18 protein-coding genes are annotated in these 17,235 nt (G+C 34.2%); 11 read left to right on the forward strand and 7 right to left on the reverse strand.

What is annotated here, in order from left to right:
• The coding region (locus RM51_RS17225; RefSeq protein ID WP_039372526.1) for a P-loop NTPase family protein at positions 1 to 1,509 on the reverse strand (1,509 nt) is incomplete at its 3' end.
• Positions 1,510 to 2,208: 699 nt separating this feature from the next.
• Between RM51_RS17225 and RM51_RS19555 the strand changes: the two genes are divergently transcribed.
• Together RM51_RS19555 and RM51_RS17230 are read left to right on the forward strand one after the other, a co-directional pair.
• Positions 2,209 to 2,385: a hypothetical protein gene (locus RM51_RS19555; protein WP_165585019.1), complete on the forward strand. Its 177-nt coding sequence runs from the start codon at positions 2,209 to 2,211 to the stop codon at positions 2,383 to 2,385.
• A 344-nt stretch (positions 2,386 to 2,729) separates the two neighbouring features.
• On the forward strand, positions 2,730 to 3,488 hold the full coding sequence (locus RM51_RS17230; protein WP_039372528.1) for a Rossmann-fold NAD(P)-binding domain-containing protein: 759 nt from the start codon (positions 2,730 to 2,732) through the stop codon (positions 3,486 to 3,488).
• A 155-nt stretch (positions 3,489 to 3,643) separates the two neighbouring features.
• Here the strand turns inward: RM51_RS17230 and RM51_RS17235 are convergent, their stop codons facing one another.
• Positions 3,644 to 4,882: a family 43 glycosylhydrolase gene (locus RM51_RS17235; protein WP_052248550.1), complete on the reverse strand. Its 1,239-nt coding sequence runs from the start codon at positions 4,880 to 4,882 to the stop codon at positions 3,644 to 3,646.
• A gap of 290 nt (positions 4,883 to 5,172) precedes the next feature.
• Positions 5,173 to 5,673: a hypothetical protein gene (locus RM51_RS17240; RefSeq protein ID WP_039372529.1), complete on the reverse strand. Its 501-nt coding sequence runs from the start codon at positions 5,671 to 5,673 to the stop codon at positions 5,173 to 5,175.
• A 161-nt stretch (positions 5,674 to 5,834) separates the two neighbouring features.
• Here RM51_RS17240 and RM51_RS17245 point away from each other — a divergent pair, with 161 nt between their 5' ends.
• Together RM51_RS17245 and RM51_RS17250 are read left to right on the forward strand one after the other, a co-directional pair.
• Positions 5,835 to 6,551 carry a TonB-dependent receptor plug domain-containing protein gene (locus RM51_RS17245; protein ID WP_039372531.1) on the forward strand — a complete coding sequence of 239 codons (717 nt, stop codon included), beginning with the start codon at positions 5,835 to 5,837 and terminating at the stop codon, positions 6,549 to 6,551.
• A gap of 15 nt (positions 6,552 to 6,566) precedes the next feature.
• Positions 6,567 to 7,025, forward strand: coding sequence for a hypothetical protein (locus RM51_RS17250; RefSeq protein WP_039372533.1), 459 nt, complete (start codon positions 6,567 to 6,569; stop codon positions 7,023 to 7,025).
• Between the two features lie 56 nt (positions 7,026 to 7,081).
• On the opposite strand, the gene tpx is transcribed toward RM51_RS17250, so the two are convergent.
• On the reverse strand, positions 7,082 to 7,654 hold the full coding sequence (gene tpx, locus RM51_RS17255) for a thiol peroxidase (protein ID WP_039372535.1): 573 nt from the start codon (positions 7,652 to 7,654) through the stop codon (positions 7,082 to 7,084).
• 164 nt (positions 7,655 to 7,818) lie between these two features.
• On the opposite strand from tpx, the gene RM51_RS17260 reads away from it, so the two are divergent.
• The 3 genes from RM51_RS17260 (at position 7,819) to RM51_RS17270 (ending at position 10,743) form a co-directional block, all read left to right on the forward strand.
• Entirely contained in the window at positions 7,819 to 9,447 is a 1,629-nt protein-coding gene (locus RM51_RS17260) for an NADP-dependent glyceraldehyde-3-phosphate dehydrogenase (protein ID WP_039372537.1), read from the forward strand.
• A gap of 149 nt (positions 9,448 to 9,596) precedes the next feature.
• Complete coding sequence (locus RM51_RS17265) at positions 9,597 to 10,091, forward strand: RNA polymerase sigma factor (protein ID WP_039372539.1); 495 nt, start codon at positions 9,597 to 9,599, stop codon at positions 10,089 to 10,091.
• Between the two features lie 55 nt (positions 10,092 to 10,146).
• Complete coding sequence (locus RM51_RS17270) at positions 10,147 to 10,743, forward strand: hypothetical protein (protein ID WP_039372541.1); 597 nt, start codon at positions 10,147 to 10,149, stop codon at positions 10,741 to 10,743.
• A gap of 34 nt (positions 10,744 to 10,777) precedes the next feature.
• Here RM51_RS17270 and RM51_RS17275 read toward each other — a convergent pair whose 3' ends face one another.
• Together RM51_RS17275 and RM51_RS17280 are read right to left on the reverse strand one after the other, a co-directional pair.
• On the reverse strand, positions 10,778 to 11,341 hold the full coding sequence (locus tag RM51_RS17275; RefSeq protein WP_039372542.1) for a YdcF family protein: 564 nt from the start codon (positions 11,339 to 11,341) through the stop codon (positions 10,778 to 10,780).
• A gap of 12 nt (positions 11,342 to 11,353) precedes the next feature.
• On the reverse strand, positions 11,354 to 12,889 hold the full coding sequence (locus tag RM51_RS17280; protein ID WP_039372543.1) for a S41 family peptidase: 1,536 nt from the start codon (positions 12,887 to 12,889) through the stop codon (positions 11,354 to 11,356).
• 142 nt (positions 12,890 to 13,031) lie between these two features.
• Between RM51_RS17280 and RM51_RS17285 the strand changes: the two genes are divergently transcribed.
• On the forward strand, positions 13,032 to 14,129 hold the full coding sequence (locus RM51_RS17285) for an MBL fold metallo-hydrolase (RefSeq protein ID WP_084111201.1): 1,098 nt from the start codon (positions 13,032 to 13,034) through the stop codon (positions 14,127 to 14,129).
• On the opposite strand, the gene RM51_RS17290 is transcribed toward RM51_RS17285, so the two are convergent.
• On the reverse strand, positions 14,130 to 14,417 hold the full coding sequence (locus RM51_RS17290) for a GNAT family N-acetyltransferase (protein WP_039372546.1): 288 nt from the start codon (positions 14,415 to 14,417) through the stop codon (positions 14,130 to 14,132). It abuts the gene before it with no gap.
• Between the two features lie 274 nt (positions 14,418 to 14,691).
• Here RM51_RS17290 and RM51_RS17295 point away from each other — a divergent pair, with 274 nt between their 5' ends.
• The 3 genes from RM51_RS17295 to RM51_RS17305 all read left to right on the forward strand — a co-directional run bounded on the left by RM51_RS17295 (position 14,692) and on the right by RM51_RS17305 (position 17,234).
• Positions 14,692 to 15,117: a hypothetical protein gene (locus tag RM51_RS17295; protein WP_039372548.1), complete on the forward strand. Its 426-nt coding sequence runs from the start codon at positions 14,692 to 14,694 to the stop codon at positions 15,115 to 15,117.
• A 121-nt stretch (positions 15,118 to 15,238) separates the two neighbouring features.
• Positions 15,239 to 16,144: a helix-turn-helix domain-containing protein gene (locus RM51_RS17300; RefSeq protein WP_039372550.1), complete on the forward strand. Its 906-nt coding sequence runs from the start codon at positions 15,239 to 15,241 to the stop codon at positions 16,142 to 16,144.
• A gap of 88 nt (positions 16,145 to 16,232) precedes the next feature.
• Complete coding sequence (locus tag RM51_RS17305) at positions 16,233 to 17,234, forward strand: aldo/keto reductase (protein ID WP_039372553.1); 1,002 nt, start codon at positions 16,233 to 16,235, stop codon at positions 17,232 to 17,234.
• The last annotated feature ends 1 nt before the right edge of the window (position 17,235 follow it).

The raw sequence follows: 17,235 nt of genomic DNA on the forward strand, positions 1-17,235 counted from the left end.
ACCTAATTCTTTTACATATTCCATAACCTTGTTAAGAACATATTGTTGGATATGACCTGTAGTAAGAGAGTTTTGTTTTTTAGAAATTTCACCTTCAATTTCCTTTCCAGTTGACCTCCAAGTTGGTTCTAAACAAATTACAGTTTTATCATCTTTTCTAATTTGTATATCCGGTTTTAGGCTAAATCCTTCTAGTTCTTGTCTTTCAATATAAACTATGGCTTTTACTTTTTCGCTATCTAATGTCTCAATTAGCGCATCACCTAATGCTTTATTTAATAACTTGTCTTCTTTATCTGCTAATTTTTGGAGTCTAATATACTCATTAGCCTGTGATTCAGTTGTTCGATTTGGGCTTGACTCAGTAGAAGAAAATTCTTCGAATAGAAGTTTATATAAGGTGCTTTTCTTCAAAATATCTATAGCATTTTCTTCTTTTTCATCTGGTTTATTTAAAACTGATTTTATTTTTTCGTCTCCAAAAGCACGTACAGAAGATAAAGATAGATTAGGAAAAATAGGGATTATTCGAACATCAAGTAAACGCATCAAAAAAGCAGCGATTTCTCTTTTACTTCTCCAATCATTTAAGTAACTACTTGGGTTTGATTTATCATCAAGAGTTGCAATAAATCTATCAATATCAATTTTGTTTTTAATTCCTTGAGTGAGGGATTTTACTGTTCTATCTATTTCAACAGAGTCATCACCAGGTAGCAATATCCATATTTTAGGAATTAATTTATTTTTTAAGAAAATATCATTCTTAGTTGAAACTTCAATAGATAAATTTTCTAGTTCAGAAAAGAATTCACCTATAGTCTCACAATTTTTGATAATTCTATCTGTACTTTTTTTAGTAATACCGTATGTTTCTAGACCAATACCATTTATATTTTTTGAAGTTATGTCAGCTACACTATAAAAAAAATCCTTATTTAATCCATTAAAAACAAATGGTTTTTTTGAAGGAGTAACACTATCACGTCCCACATTCCACGCTATCGTAGCAATAAATTCAGCTGCTTCAGCATCTGTAATTGGCCAAATAATTATAACTTTACCATTATCTTTCCTAAACAAATATCTCAACTCTTCAAAAAACACTTTTAAATCCCCAATATCTTCATTTGGATTATCTCGATCTTCCATAATAAAAATATTATTTGGTGAATGTGTTTTTTCTTTCTCAATAAATTGAGGAATTTCACGTAAGTCTAAATCTCTACTAATTGAAATTATCTCAATATCATCAAAAAAATTTGAAAGCGTTTTAATAAATGTAGTTTTCCCAGCTCCTGAAATACCATAAAAGATTTGAAATCTCCCAATCTTATTGAAGTTTAATTGTTTCAATAAAAATTGAATTTGTGTTTTACTATCTTCAACTTCTTGTACAATTTGAATCATGTTTAAACCCTTCTCACTTACTTCCTTTTCTAAAATTTCAAATCTTGAAGGTAAACGAAGATATTCAACCTCTAAATCAACTTCTAATTGTTTTTTCATAAATTATATTAGGATATTGGAAAATTTCATAAAGTATTAAATTTACTAAAATTTTTATTTAATTATTAAGTTGAAATAAAGTTTATATATAAACTTAAAATTTTAAGGATTGAGAATTTCAATCTACTCCAAATTAAGATACCTGAGTTTTTCGTTTATTTAATACAAATCTTCAGAGTGCTCTAGTCATTTACTTAGGAAGAATGCCCAACGCTCCTAGAGAATGTTGACTTATGAATCCACAATTATGGCATATAATGCCAATTGATGGTATTGAAGGCCCTCCGAGATTGAAATTTCTTAAGTCTTGTTGAAGATTATTATTAAAATAACCATCTATAATACCTAATTATTATTGCTACATTTAGGGCAGTTCATTTTTACACCTTTTTGATTTAAAGCATCAATAATTTCTTTTTTTTGCTGTTCATTTAATACATTTTGATTCATAATTTTATATATTTATTAGCGAATGTATGGGAATAGTTATGTAGGTGATTACGGTAATCCGTAATTATAAAAAATAAAATTTATTATTTTAAAACAATTTTAATCAAAACTATAGAACCCCTTCTATGAACTTCTTTGATTTAAAACGAGTAGCAGATCTACAGTGGAAAAGGTAAAGACGTTGCAACGGACGAAACTTTTGAAACGATTTTTGCCGATCAGGCAGAAGCCAATGCAGATCTCCGTCAGATGACAAGCGCTACCGCTATCCGTAAAGTACTGGAGAAAAATCTGAAATCGTACTTTAATCTGCTGACCGTAATGAAGGAAGTTCCGGGGTGGGAGCTGCTCTATAGTGATACAAATGAGTTGGTGAAGGCAGCAAAAAATTCCGAGATCAAGAAAAAAGACGAAAACCCGTCTTAGATCATAAAAAACAATACAGCATTGTGTTGAATGTTTTATATTCCGTCAGTTCGAGTGTTTTTCCGAAGGAAAAATGTATCGAGAACTTTTTATGTAAATTATACCCAAGTTCCTGATATAAAATTCTTTCGAAATTTCACCCGAACTGGCGGATTTGTTTTGAAATCGTATGATTAAAAATTATATTTTTGGGAGATGAAACAGTTGTATTTAATTCCTCCCTTCAGAGGCGTAATGCGATACAGCGTATTGAGAAGTCGGGTTCCATACAAGTTCTCGATACATTTCTCTCCATTTCATTTCGAGAAACACTCGAACTGACGATTAAGAATAAAGAATAACACATGAAAAAACTAGGAATCATTGGCTGCGGCTGGTTAGGAAATCACATTGCAGAACGTCTTTCAGACCGATATGAAATCTTCCCGACAACAACCTCCGAATCTAAAATAGAAGAATTTAAATCTAAAGGATATTTCCCGACTCTGATCAGCTTTTCAGATGAAAACTCTGAAAACATGAACGAATGGAAAGCGGCAAATGAACTGGATGCCATTATCATTAGTATTCCGTTTTCAGGAATCAGGGGAAAACAGATTTCCATGACAACAAGACAGGAAAATGTGCTGAAATTCCTTGGAGATTATAAAGGACAGCTTTTTTTGACAAGCTCAACGGGTGTTTATCCGGAACATGAAACAGAATTTACCGAAGAAGATCAGTCCGTAGAAAATGTGGAAAGCGAGTATTTTCTTCAAAGCAGATTTCCGGATGCCAATATTCTGAGACTGTCCGGATTAATGGGAGGTCAGAGACTACTGAAAAACTACAATATTTCCAATTTGGATCAGTTGGTGAACCATATCCATTATGCAGATATCTGTTCCGTTGTTGAAAAAATGTTGGATCAGCAGTCTAAAGGAAAGGTGTATAATCTTGCAGCACCTGTTCACCCTAATAAAGAAGAGATTATCAATGCCCAGAATGGTCTGCCGTATTCGGGAGAACGTACGGAAAAAGGAAGGCTTATTTCCTCTGCAAAATTAATTGCAGAACTGGATTTTGAATTTCAGTATCCTGATCCGAGGTATTTTCATCTTTAAGCAACCTGTCATTCTGAACGAAACAAAGTGGAGTGAAGAATCTCTTATGTGTGCTGAGATTCTTCCTTCGTCAGAATGACAAGCGTACCGGATATTTCTTTCTTTATTAAATAAGTGAGAGATGATTTGCCAGAAAGAGAATACCACATTTTAATTTACTTCACAGGCTTCCAAACCTTTTCCCATTTTGTTTGCCATTCCTTTTCATCTTTTTTGCTTACAAAAGGCTGTTTTTTAGCAGGAATTACTTTTCCTGACTTTGTAAAGTCTACTTTAATTAAACCTACTTTTTCCCTGAAATGCGTCTGTGAATCGTTTCCGAAATAGGTACTCCACCAGTTTCCTTTTTTATCTTTGAAAAAGCCTGTTCCTCCTGCGCTGGGAACAGATTCATGACGGTGTTCATAAGGTCCGTACAGATTGTCCGAAACAGCTAGACAGGTGGAATATCTCTGTTCATAATTATCGGCAGCCCCCAGATAATATTTTCCGTTTCTTTTGAAGAGAACTACACCTTCATGTCCGAGATCGTGCATTCCTCTCGCTTCGCATTTGGGAGCATGATGGGAAGGATCGGTATCATAATCTGTGAAATCTATTTTTTTGAAAGGTGTTGCAAAGCCACTCAGATCGTCCTTAAGCTGGGCAATTTCTTTTCCTGCTCCGTACGTGAAATAGACTTTGCCGTCTTCATCCTGAAACAGGGTAGGATCGATCCCGTCAACAATAGAACCTTTTTTCTCAAAAGCATTCACATAAGGTCCTTCCGGTTTTCCGGTTGTACTTTTCAGAATTCCGATCCCATCGGGACACATGCTGAAACAGATATAATAGTTGTTGTTAATATAATGAAGTTCAGGAGCCCAAACTGCTCTTACAGCTCTTTTAGGATGTTGTCGCCATTCTTTTACCCAGTCTTCTGCATCTTTATTGATATCCCAGACCAAGCCGACATATTCCCAGCTTTGCAGGTCTTTGGATTTCCATAATTCGACTCCCGCAGTATAAGCCCAGATATTATCTCCTGAAGATCCTGTAAGGTAATAGTATCCATCGCCTCCTACAGTGATTACGCCGTCACGAAGATGTAATTCAAGTGCGGGTTGGATAGGAGGGAGCAGCCCTTTTTGTACGGCTGTTCCTTTCGTAAGCCCTTCAAATTTTAGGTCATATTCAGGTCTCGGATCATTACCCTGATATTTTACTCCATCGGTCCCGCTTCGCCATCCGCCAAGTCCATTACCGGAGATTTTCTTGCCGGGACCGCTGATCGGCAGGAACTGTTTTGCCCAAACCGTATCTTTTGCTGAAGGTTGATAGTTTTGTTGCGCATTTACTGACTGTATAGTAATAACTGCAACAAGGAAAGGCATAATAAAAGAGGATTTCTTCATAATTGAATGTCTTTAAAGCTGATGAAAATGCTGGATAACATTTGATCAGATGATCTAAACAAATATCTGAATGATTTTTTATGACAGCATCCTGCAGGGTCATGACATAAGAAAACCCGCTTTGAAGCAGGTTCTGATATATGTTCGAAAAATATGTATCAACAGGTAATTTATTATGATGACTTTGTCATTCTGAACGGCACGAAGTGGAGTGAAGAATCTCTTATGCGTGCTGAGATTCTTCCTTCGTCAGAATGACAATGGTCTAAAATTGTCTATAGTCGCCAAAATTATTTATTCATCAATATATTTTCAACGGAATGAAGAATCTCTTTTTCTATACTTTCTTCATCAAGATGTTCCAAGATATAAGTTTGTTCTTTCATGGCAGCGGTTCCTGTTCCGTTTTGAAAAATGGTATCTTGATGTATTCCGATTCTTTTCAAATTTTTGTCGGCTACAAACATGATATGTGGAAATTTATCATTTGCATAAAAGTTTGATTCCACATTTCTTGAGATCTGAAGTTTGATATTCGACTGATGATTGATGCCGATTCCATTTTTATTTTCTTCATTAAAGGCTACTTTGCAGCCATATCCGTTTTCTCTCAGCATTCTTCTGAATTCCTGCATCTTTGGCTCGATCAAGTTTTTGCACAGTGTTTTGAACGCTTCAATGAACAGGTCTTCTTCACTTTTCTTTTTAGCCAGACTTTCTTTCAATTTTTCGTCTTCCGTCTTTAAATTGGAAAACAGAGTATTTAGCTTATTGATGTTTTCTTCCTTCATTTGTAAATTAAAGATTCGTAATGGTGGTATAATTAGTTTTCAAATATAAAAAAATCATCAGGATATTGATTGAAAAGAACTTTGATTGCTGAAGTCAAATTAATTTTTTCTTTTCCAACTTTTTATTAAAATAAAACATCTGTATAAATAAAGAGGTTACTATGAAAATCACAATACCAACACCCTGTCATGAAAACTGGGAAGCAATGACCCGCGAAGAGAAAGGAAGATTTTGTTCTGTCTGTTCGAAAACGGTAAGAGATTTTACTACTGCTTCGGATGATGAAATTATCGAAGTGTTTTCAAATACTACAGAAGAAATCTGCGGTAATTTCTATGAATCCCAGCTGAATAGGAACCTGCAATATTCTTACATCAATGCTGTTTTTGTGAAGTTTGCAGTAGGATTTATTCTTACGACAGGAGGTCTTGTTTCGGTAAAGGCACAGCAGCATCCGGCGAATGATACTTTGCAAGTAGCAGAATTGGGTGAGGTGGTTGTGCTTTCTGCATTTGGGCAGTCTAAGTATAAAAAAGAATTGCTGGGATCGATTACGGTGGTGTCAGGTGAGACATTGAATAAGGCTAAGAACAGTAATCCTCAAATAGAGGCTGTACAATTAAAAGATCTACAGATGAATCAGATGCCTCAAAATGTAAATAATGTGATAAGAATAGGAGGAGCCAATTCAAGTTTAAAAAGTAATCTTAAACCTTTGACGGTATTGAACGGGAAAATAGTTGATTTTAAAAATTTACAGGAATTAGATCCCGATTCAATAAAAACAATAAATATTCTAAAAGGTTTTTCAGCAAAAGCATTATATGGTTCAAAAGCTCAAAATGGAGTAATTTTGGTGACGACAAAGAAGGAATAGAAAGCTAAAAAATAAATGATAAAAAAATACATTGCTCAGTATCATAAAAAACAATTTGTTTTACTTACGGAGAATAATATAGAAATCGGGAGAATTGTAGATATAAGTAAGCTTTTTTCAATAAAACATTACATCATCTTAAACTCAATAAGTTATGATATTCGAAATGTTGGCTTCTTGAGAAATGATCTTGAACTTTTCAATTCTAAAGGTGTTATTTATTTTACGGATTTGGCTAAAGAAAGGATTATAAAGTCGGGGAGTGACGTGAGAATTTATGAATTTAAATTACTTAAAACAAACAGGTTGTTTGAGAAGGATAAATTGTTAATCGAAATTTGGGAAGAAAAAAGATGGTTTAAAGATTCAATTTTTCATGTTGAGGCTGAAGATTCGGTAGATGATTTACTTACTCTATTGTTTCTTCATTATTCTACTAAAGAATTTAATTCTCTCGGAGGAAATGGAGAGTAAAATAAAACCTCCAATAATATATTTATTGAAGGTTTTTAATTATTTAAAAGTGAAATTTAATTTTTCACAGCTTTAATAGCCGCTTCATAATTAGGTTCATGAGAAATATCGGCAACCTGTTCTTCATAAACGATTTTTCCTGAAGGATCGATCACAACAACCGCTCTACTCAATAATCCTTTCATCGCGGAATCTGTAATTTCTACACCGTACGTTTTCCCGAAATCTGAACGGAAATCGGAAAGCATCACTACATTTTTAATTCCTTCTGCACCACAGAATCTTTTTTGTGCGAAAGGAAGATCTTTAGAGATACAAAGAACCACCGTATTCGGAATGCTTGCTGCATCTTCATTGAAATGGTGTACGGAAGCGGAACAAACGCCTGTATCTACACTCGGAAAGATATTAAGAATAAGATATTTCCCTTTATAAGATTCCAGAGTCTGATCTTTCATGGTAACATCTGTAAGAGTGAATTTGGGGGCGGGCTTATTTACAGCTGGTAATTTAGCGTAAGTATGTACGGGTTTTCCTCCGGCAAGAACCGTGTTTGCTGTTTTGGAGTTTTGTGCCAAAGCAAACGATGAGAAAAATAGGAACGCACCGAAAGCGAATTTTGAATACATGAATTTTATTTTTAAACAAAATTATTCTTTTTTCGATGTTCCAATATTAATTTTCTTTCAAATAGAGCAAATCTATTAAACGCCTCTTTTTAAAGTCGATTTTTCCCTCTACCTTTATTCTATCAAAAAGTTTACACTAACACTATTAAAAAAACAAAAGATTTATGAATTCAGCAAATACAGCATCATTTCATGAGATATTTAAAGGCGAAAATGAAATTCCGGAAGAATATAAAGTTCCTGAGATTCACCAGAAAGTTTATTTATTAAACGGCGAATTGGTAGAATGGAATGGGGAAGTTCAGAATATTTACTCTCCTGTCTGCATTCCTACAGAAAACGGACTGGAAAGAAAACTATTGGGGAGTGTTCCTAATATTGGTCCGGATGAAGCGATGAAAGTTCTTGATGCTTGTGTAAAAGCCTATAATAACGGGTTGGGAGAATGGCCAACCATGTCTGTGGAAGGAAGAATCAAATGTATGCAGAAGTTTGTGTACTTAATGATTCAGCAGAGAGATTTGGTGATCAAATTGTTGATGTGGGAAATCGGAAAAACACTGGCTGATTCTACGAAGGAATTCGACAGAACGGTAGATTATATCAATCAGACCATCGATGCTTTAAAAGATTTAGACAGAGAATCTTCCCGTTTTCAGCAGGCAGAAGGAACGATTGCACAGATCAGAAGAGCTCCGCTTGGTGTTGTATTGAGCATGGGACCTTTCAATTATCCTTTAAACGAAATTTTCACTACGCTGATTCCTGCTTTGATCATGGGAAATACGATTTTGTTTAAACTTCCAAAACATGGAGTTTTGGCACATTATCCTTTACTGAATGCATTCAAAGAAGCTTTTCCTAAAGGAACAGTGAATACATTGTACGGAAAAGGTTCAGAAATCATTACCCCGATCATGGAAAGCGGTAAAGTGAATGTTTTGGCATTTATCGGTTCCAGTAAAGTAGCGAATGGTCTGAAAAAACTGCATCCGAAAGTTAATCGTTTAAGAGCGATTCTGAGCTTAGACGCTAAGAATGCAGCGATCGTTACGAAAAATGCAGATTTGGATGTAGCAGTAAGTGAATGTATTTTAGGATCGCTTTCTTTTAACGGGCAAAGATGTACGGCTTTAAAGTTAATTTTCGTTCAGAAAGATGTTGCGGAAGCATTTACCCAAAAGCTGACTGCTGCTGTTTCTGCAATGAAACCTGGACTTCCTTGGGAAAAAGACGTGAAAATTACCCCACTTCCGGAAGTGAACAAACCTCCTTATTTAAAAGAATGTATTGAAGATGCCTTATCAAAAGGAGCAAAAGTATTGAATGAAAATGGAGGGTTTACAGAAGAATCTTTTGTTTTCCCGGCTGTTGTATATCCTGTAAATAGTGATATGAAACTGTATCATGAAGAGCAGTTTGGACCGGTAATTCCTGTAGTTCCGTTTGATGATATTGAAGAACCAATCGATTATCAGGTAAATGCTGACCACGGAATGCAGGTAAGTATTTTCAGTGAAGATCCTGCTGAGGTCGCTAAACTGATCGATCCTTTTGTAAATTTGGTAAGTAGAGTAAATATCAATTGTCAGGCGCAGAGAGGTCCCGATGTTTTCCCTTTTACAGGAAGAAAAGACAGTGCAGAAGGAACGCTTTCTGTTTTTGATGCTTTACGTTCGTTCTCGATCCGTTCTTTGGTGGCTGCAAAAGTGACGGATTCCAATAAAGAATTATTAAATACAATTGTAAGAAAGCATGATTCAAACTTTTTAAGTACCGATTATATTTTCTAGGTTTACCTTCCAACCTATTTTTATAATGAAATCCCCAATGATCTTTTTGATATATTGGGGATTTTATTTTATGTCATTTTAAATTTTTATAAGGAATGTTTGTAACAATTTTTTGAAAATGAAACTAACTCTTTAGAGCAACGAAAATCATGACCTCACTAGAACAGGAATTTTTAGAAAAGATCGAAAAGCATAAAGGAATCATTTTTAAGATTTCTAAAATGTACGTAGATGAAAAAGACGATCGCGATGATCTTTTTCAGGAAATTACGTATCAGGTCTGGAAAGCTTATTCCGGTTTTAAAGGAGAAAGTGAATTTGCAACATGGTTGTACCGAATTGCTCTTAATACCGCTATTATATTTCTAAAGTCTGAGAAGAAAAGAAGTTTTATAGAAAACGATAATGTTTCCAATTATAAAATTGTACAGGATGAATATGATCAGGAAAAGGAAGATCGGTTAAAAGAGATGTATCGAGCTATTCATCAGCTTACTCCAATAGATAAAGCATTTATTTTTTACTATTTAGAAGATTTTTCTGGGAAACAGATTGCCGAACAAATGGGTATTTCTGAAGGAAATGTAAGGGTAAAAATGAATCGTGCTAAAAATAAACTGAAAGAAATTTTAAATAAACCCTAAAGACGAGAGACTACAATTATTCTCATAGTTCTTAATCCATTAAAAATTACTCAAAATGAATATAGATGAATTAAAAAATACCTGGAATGAAGATGATTCTATAGAAGAAACACCTGAAATCAGTATAGAACAGGCCAAGAAAATTAATTTGCCTTTGGAGAAAATGCGCAAAAATATGCGCAAGGAATTCTGGTACACTTTTGTGGTGTTTATCTTTTCCTTTTTTGTGGTTGCTATTTGTAATGCTCCTGTAAAATTTAAGATGTATGTGCTGGTTTTAGTAGCCTCTATGGCTTTTGTTACCATTTTCTTTTTCAGTAAGTTTTTTAAGCTGTACAAAGAGCTAAGTAATCCTGCTTTGCAGACGTATGATGCTTTAAATGATCTGTTGATGCAGTTTAATCTGAATAAACAATACTATCTGTCATTTTACGTAAGTTTTATTCCGTTTTTGGTGTGTGAAATCATTCTTGTGATAGAGGTGATTCCATGGATGCGTGAACTGAATCTCCTTTATATATTCATGATTCTTCTAGGATTTGTTGTTGTGGGGGCTTCCGTAGTGTATTTATCCGGAAAAAGATGGTTTGAAAAATTTTACGGAAAGCATATCCGACAGATTGAAGATCTTTTGATAGAGTTGAAAAAATAGTATTCGGCGGGCTTTCAGCCCGCCGAATACTATTTTATTGAGTATAATACGCCGGAAATTCTCTTATAATCGAATAGAGATCTCTGAATTCAAAGTAATTTGGACTCACGCTGCTTACGTTTTCAAAGCCTTGATCTTCAAATAATTTTTTGGTTCGTGTCACATGAAAATATTGAGAGACAATAATGATGCTGTTGAATTTTAGTTGAGATTTCAGTTTGAGTGTATTGATAACGGTAGCTCTTGTATTGTCTCCATGATTATCAACAATGATCAAAGAATCAGGAATCCCTTTTTTAACGAGAAACTCTTTCATCTTATTCCCTTCATAAAATCCTTCTTTTCCCAATCCACCACTCACTAAAATCTTTTTGATACGATGAGTTTTATATAAATCAATTCCGCTTTCTAGGCGTTTTTCTAATCTTTTAGATAAAGTCCCGTCTTCATTGACTTTGTTTCCTAAAATAACAGCAAGATCAGCATTTTTACCATGATCAGAAAAACCATCAATAGTAATGTATAGAGAATGAAGAAGGAACCATACAATAACTACAGAAACGAGAATTTTAAGGAGTTTAAAAATATTTTTTGTCATTCGTCAAAGTAATTATTTCCCATTTTTCTCATTTCCAATTTCCTTCATCACCCATTCCATTTGGCGGTCTTTTTTATCTAAAATATCCTGAATACTTTCTGTGACGGTAAAATCAGGAAGAACGCCTCTTTCTGTATTGGTAAAGTCAATATTAGGTTGTACTAAAGCCAATCCGATCGGTAAACTGATTTTTGAATAAGGCAGTTTCTGATAAGAATAAAATCCGGCAATAGTACCGTCATTCGCTCCTCCGGTTTCTTCTCCGACCAACGTGGCAAGTTTGTCATTTTTAAGTTTGGCAGACAGAATGGAAGATGCCGAAAAGCTTCCGCCGTTGATGAGTACAAAAACCTTTCCGTGAAAAGCATCATTTTGAGGTTTAGTTTCTCGATCTGCTTTCATTTTATAATAAACAATGCTGTCTTTTTTATACGTGTTCATCGTCTGACTTACAATATAAGCGGGATAGAGGATGCTTTTAAAAGTATATTCCAAAGCGTTGCTTTTTCTGAAATAGTTAGTCTTCAAAGGACTGCTTTTTGAAGTTACCTGAGAACGTTTGATTAGAGTAAACGGTGCCGGTGCGAGATAAGAATACAAGTTGTTGATTTCATCGAGAGACCCGCCATAATTATTACGGATATCTATCACGAGGTATTTTACTTTTGCGTTTTTAATTTTAGCAAAAGTTTCCTTGTAGAATTTTTCAGAATAGCTTCTTGAAAAGCTTTTCACTTTGATATAAGCAACACTGCTGTCGGATGATAAAAACTTGAATGTACGGTTATAAGAGTTATTAAAAGCGACATAATCATTCACCTTTTTTTCCAGTGTTCTCTTTTTTTGTTCCTTATCTTTTTCGAAATCAAATTTAGATTTTTCAGCTCTTTTTATCGTATAGGTTTTTATTTGATCATGATAGACTGTCTCAATCTTAGCACTATCTCTAAAACCAAACTCTGCACTATAAAAATTAAAGAAGATGTCTTTTAAAAAATAAGGCTGAAAGGTTGTGTTGTATCCGTCACTGCTGATTAAATTTTTATATTTTTTCAGATATAAAGGCACCGGAACATCATTGATTTTCAAAATTTCGGTTCCCGATTTTATATGTTCTATAGAATCTTTATTTTCTATGATGTACAAATGCTCTCCGGTTACATAATACTCAAAACGGCTGAACATTCCCTTTTTATTATCCAGAGATTTGATCTCTTTTTTTGTGAATTTTTTGATGGGAATTCTCAGCGAAAGATGACCTTCCTTTATACTGGCAATTACCGGTTGTAGTTTAAAATAAAACTCAAGGGGAGTAAGAGGTTGAGTGATGGTTTGCTTAAGACTGTCAAATTTATGATCCAACTGGTTTTTTGAAATATACCAGTAAAGTTTAGGATGCATTTCTTTGATTTTGTCATAAGCGTAATCAACATCTTTTCTTAGTTCCTCCGGTGATATACAGGAAGATCTCTGTTCATTATGCTTCTTGACAGATGAACAAGAAGTGATGAGAAAAATGAATAATATGATGAGTGAAAAATGTTTCAATGCTTTGAAATTTTAATGAGCTAATTTAAAAAAGTTTAGTATAAAGTTTATCTATTAAGATAAATTTATGTAAAAAATAAAGGTATTCTGTTTTTTAATCGTCATAGAAGATAATGTCATACATTTGACACTATTTTAGAAAATGATGTATATAATTATTACCATTACTGTTTTAATCATCCTGTTATATTTTATGGTGATCAATCAGGAGGTTTTCGGAGCTGAAGCCAAAGGAGAAAGGCTGGAAAGAATGCAACAGTCGAAACATTTTAAAGATAAGCAATTCCAGAACTTAAGTCATACTCCTTCATTGGCAGAAGGACATTCTATGCCGAAAGTGATGTATGACTTCTTTTTCAAAAAGAAAGATCCGCTTTTAAAACCGGTAAAAAATCTTCCGTCCATTCATACAGATCTGAAAAACCTTTCAAAAGATGAAGATGTTTTTATCTGGATGGGACATTCTTCTTATTTTATTCAGACCGACGGTGTTTCTTTTTTAATTGATCCGGTGTTAAGTTTATATGGTTCTCCTTTTAAATTTTTCAATAAAGCATTTGCTGGAGCAGATATTTTTAAGCCGGAAGATATTCCCAATATCGATTATCTGGTCATTACTCACGATCATTACGATCATTTGGATTATCCGACAGTGAAAGCGATCAAAAATAAAGTGGGAAAAGTGATCTTACCTCTCGGTGTAGGAGCTCATTTAGAACAATGGGGATATCAACCCGAGCAATTGATTGAAGAAGAATGGGGAGCTGAAGCTTTTTTAAAAAATAACATTAAAATAACATTTACTCCTGCGAGACATTTTTCAGGAAGAAAAACCCAGAGAAATGTTACGCTTTGGACTTCTTATGTCTTGGAAACTCCTACCAAAAAAATGTTTTTAGGTGGTGATAGCGGATACGATACTCATTTTAAAATGATCGGGGAAAAATTTGGTCCGTTCGACTACGCGATTATGGAGAATGGTCAATACAATGAAGCTTGGAAATACATTCATGCATTACCTGAAGACGTGATTCAGGCGAGTATAGATGTGAAAGCAAAGAAGATCATTCCTGTACACTCTGCGAAATTTGCATTGGCATTGCATCCATGGAATGAGCCTTTACAAAAGGTAGTAGATCTTGGAAAAGAAAAAAATCTGAATATTTTAACCCCAATGATTGGTGAACCTGTTGATTTAAATGCATCAAGCCAGCAATTTAAAATCTGGTGGGAAGATTAATTAGGCGTGCCAAATGTCTTTGTATCTTGCCGGATGATTTTCAAACTGTTGTCTCACAAAATCACATTCAGGATCTACCAGTAAATCTTTTTCTTCCGCATAACGTACCAACTCATCCAAAAGCATTTTAGCATATCCTTTCCCTTCTATTTCCTCGTCAAGTTTTGTGTAATAGACAATAAGGAGTCTGCCGTCAATTTCTATTGACATATAACCTGCTTTTTTTTCATCAATTAATATCTGCAACTCGTCTTGATATGGAGATACTTCAAATTTTATATTTTCCATAATATTGAGATTTTTGGGTAGAAAAATGAGGTTTTATAATTTTTCTCTTCTTAAAATTACAAATTTAAAATGAGAAATAATTGGTTTTTAAGATTTTTAATATAATAAGAGTCTGAAAACATATTGATAATTTGTTTTCTTTAAATGGATGATATTTATATGATAGATTATCAGATGTTTAGTTTTTTTTTAACCACTTTATTCTTCTATTTAAAATTGATTTGGCACTCTAATTGAAAATTGATTAATAGTCTAATTAAAAAAAAGGTGTGAAATGAAAAAACTATTATTAACAGCAATGCTTGTCGGAACATTCGGATTAACATATGCACAGTCAGATTATTACAACGATTACAGAAGAAGTGTTACAGACATCAACTGGGCAGCAGTAATTACCGATTTGGTATTATCACAGACACAGGCAAATCAGATCTATGTTCTGAACGACCGATATCACGATTACAATTCTTGGAATAAAGTTTACGTTCATAATCCCGATAGATGGAGAAATGACAGATATGTGGAACTGGAAAGAATTATGGGGCATGATAAATATTTAAAATTCAAAAATAAATATTATAAAGGACAAAATCCTGTGGCCGTTTACAACCGTAATAAAAACAACGATAAAAAGTATAAACACACAGAGAAGAAGGTGTATATTCATAAAGAAAAAAATGTACACGGAAATCATCACTAAACCAATTATCAACTATACATTCAATTTTGAAGTGGCTCATCGAAAGGTTAGCCATTTTTTATTTTATCAATCATAATTATTTTTTCACAGAACTTATGTTTGATTTTTATAATTTTGAATCATGGAATCTAGAGAAACAATAAAAGGTTTTTACGAGCGTAATGCTCAGAACGAAGGTTTGCAGTGCATCAAAACTCCCGGAGTGGGGCATTTCAATGTGTTTTCGCGTGAAAACTGTTCATCAATCACACCGTACAGCCGAAGAGATTACTATAAAATTTCATTAATTATAGGGAAGGGGAAACTTCATTATGCAGATAAATGGATGTACGTAGATAAACCTGCTTTACTGTTTTCAAATCCTGTTATTCCTTATTCATGGGAAGCTGAAGCTGATGATCAGAAAGGGTTTTTCTGTCTTTTCACCGATCATTTTTTATATGATGGAAACCGCTTGGGAACATTGCAGGAATCACCACTTTTCAGGATTGGAGGAACTCCGATTTTCTTTATAGATGAGGAACAGCAGAAAACAGTTTCAGATATTTTTATTAAAATGATGACCGAAATTCAGTCGGACTATCTGCATAAATATGATATGCTGCGTGCTTATCTTCATCTTCTGATTCATGAAGCCATGAAAATGCATCCAGCAGAAAACTTTGAACCTTATCAGAATGCATCGCAAAGGGTAGCTTCTTTATTCATGGAACTCCTGGAAAGACAATTTCCGATTGACAGTCCGGAAAGGTTTTTAAAATTGAAAAGTCCGGTGGATTATGCAGAGAATTTATCCATTCATGTTAATTCCTTAAACCGTTCTGTGAAAGAGATTACAGGAAAAACGACAAGTCAGCAGATCACGTCAAGAATTATTCAGGAAGCCAATGCGTTGCTGAAACATACAGACTGGAATGTCTCTGAAATTGCGTACGGACTAGGTTTTGAAGAACCTGCCTATTTTACCAATTACTTTAAAAAACAGACGGGAATAACTCCGAATGCCGTAAGAACTTCTGTTGTTTGAATTTTATAATTCTTCGTTTGAATTCTATATTGAAATTGAAAAATTTCGGTGATAATTTTGTCCTGTAAATTTAAAATCACAGCATATCATGAAATTTAGAAAATTAGGAAACACAGAAGAGCAGTTATCTGCCATCGGTTTGGGATGTATGGGAATGAGTTTTGCGTATGGACCGGCAGACGAACAGGAGAGTATTAATACGCTGCATAGAGCTTTAGATCTGGGAGTGAACTTCTGGGATACAGCAGATATGTATGCAAACGGAGAAAATGAAAAACTGATCTCCAAAGTATTGGTTCCGAACCGTGACAAAATTTTTATCGCTACGAAATTTGGATTCAGATTTAAAGACGGAAAAGCCAGTCACAGCGGTGCTCCCGGAACTTATTTTGACGGTTCTCCGGAATGGATCAAACAGGCCGTTGATCTAAGCCTTCAAAGATTAAAAATTGATGAGATTGATTTGTATTACGCTCACAGAGTAGATCCGAATATTCCTGTTGAAGAAACAGTAGGAGCAATGGCAGATCTTGTAAAAGCAGGAAAAGTAAGATATTTAGGATTATCCGAAGCTTCACCAGAATCTATTAGAAAAGTAAATAAGATTCATCCGATTACCGCCTTGCAATCAGAATATTCTATCTTAACGAAAGATGTTGAAAAAGAAATTCTGCCGACTATCAGAGAGCTGGGAATTGCTTTAGTTCCTTATTCTCCTTTGGCGAGAGGGCTTTTTTCTAATATCAATGAAGTTCAGAATTTTGGTGAAGAAGATTTCAGAAAATCATTACCTCGTTATCAGGCGGAATATCTTGAAAATAACAAGAATTTAGCGAAAGAGATCAATGATTTTGCCGCTTCAAAAGGAGTGAAAGGAACTCAATTAGCTCTTGCGTGGGTATTAAACCAAGGGGAAGATATTATTCCTATTCCGGGAACAAAACGTATCAAATATTTAGAAGAAAATGTAGAGGCCATCAACCTCGACCTTTCTTCATCAGACTTGGAAACCATCAATGCGATCTTGAAAAAATATCCCAATATTGGTGAAAGATACAGCGAAGGTTCTATGAAATTAGTAAATAACTAAA

Origin of the sequence: Chryseobacterium taiwanense, from assembly GCF_000813825.1 — a bacterium.
Classification (GTDB): Bacteria; Bacteroidota; Bacteroidia; order Flavobacteriales; family Weeksellaceae; genus Chryseobacterium; species Chryseobacterium taiwanense.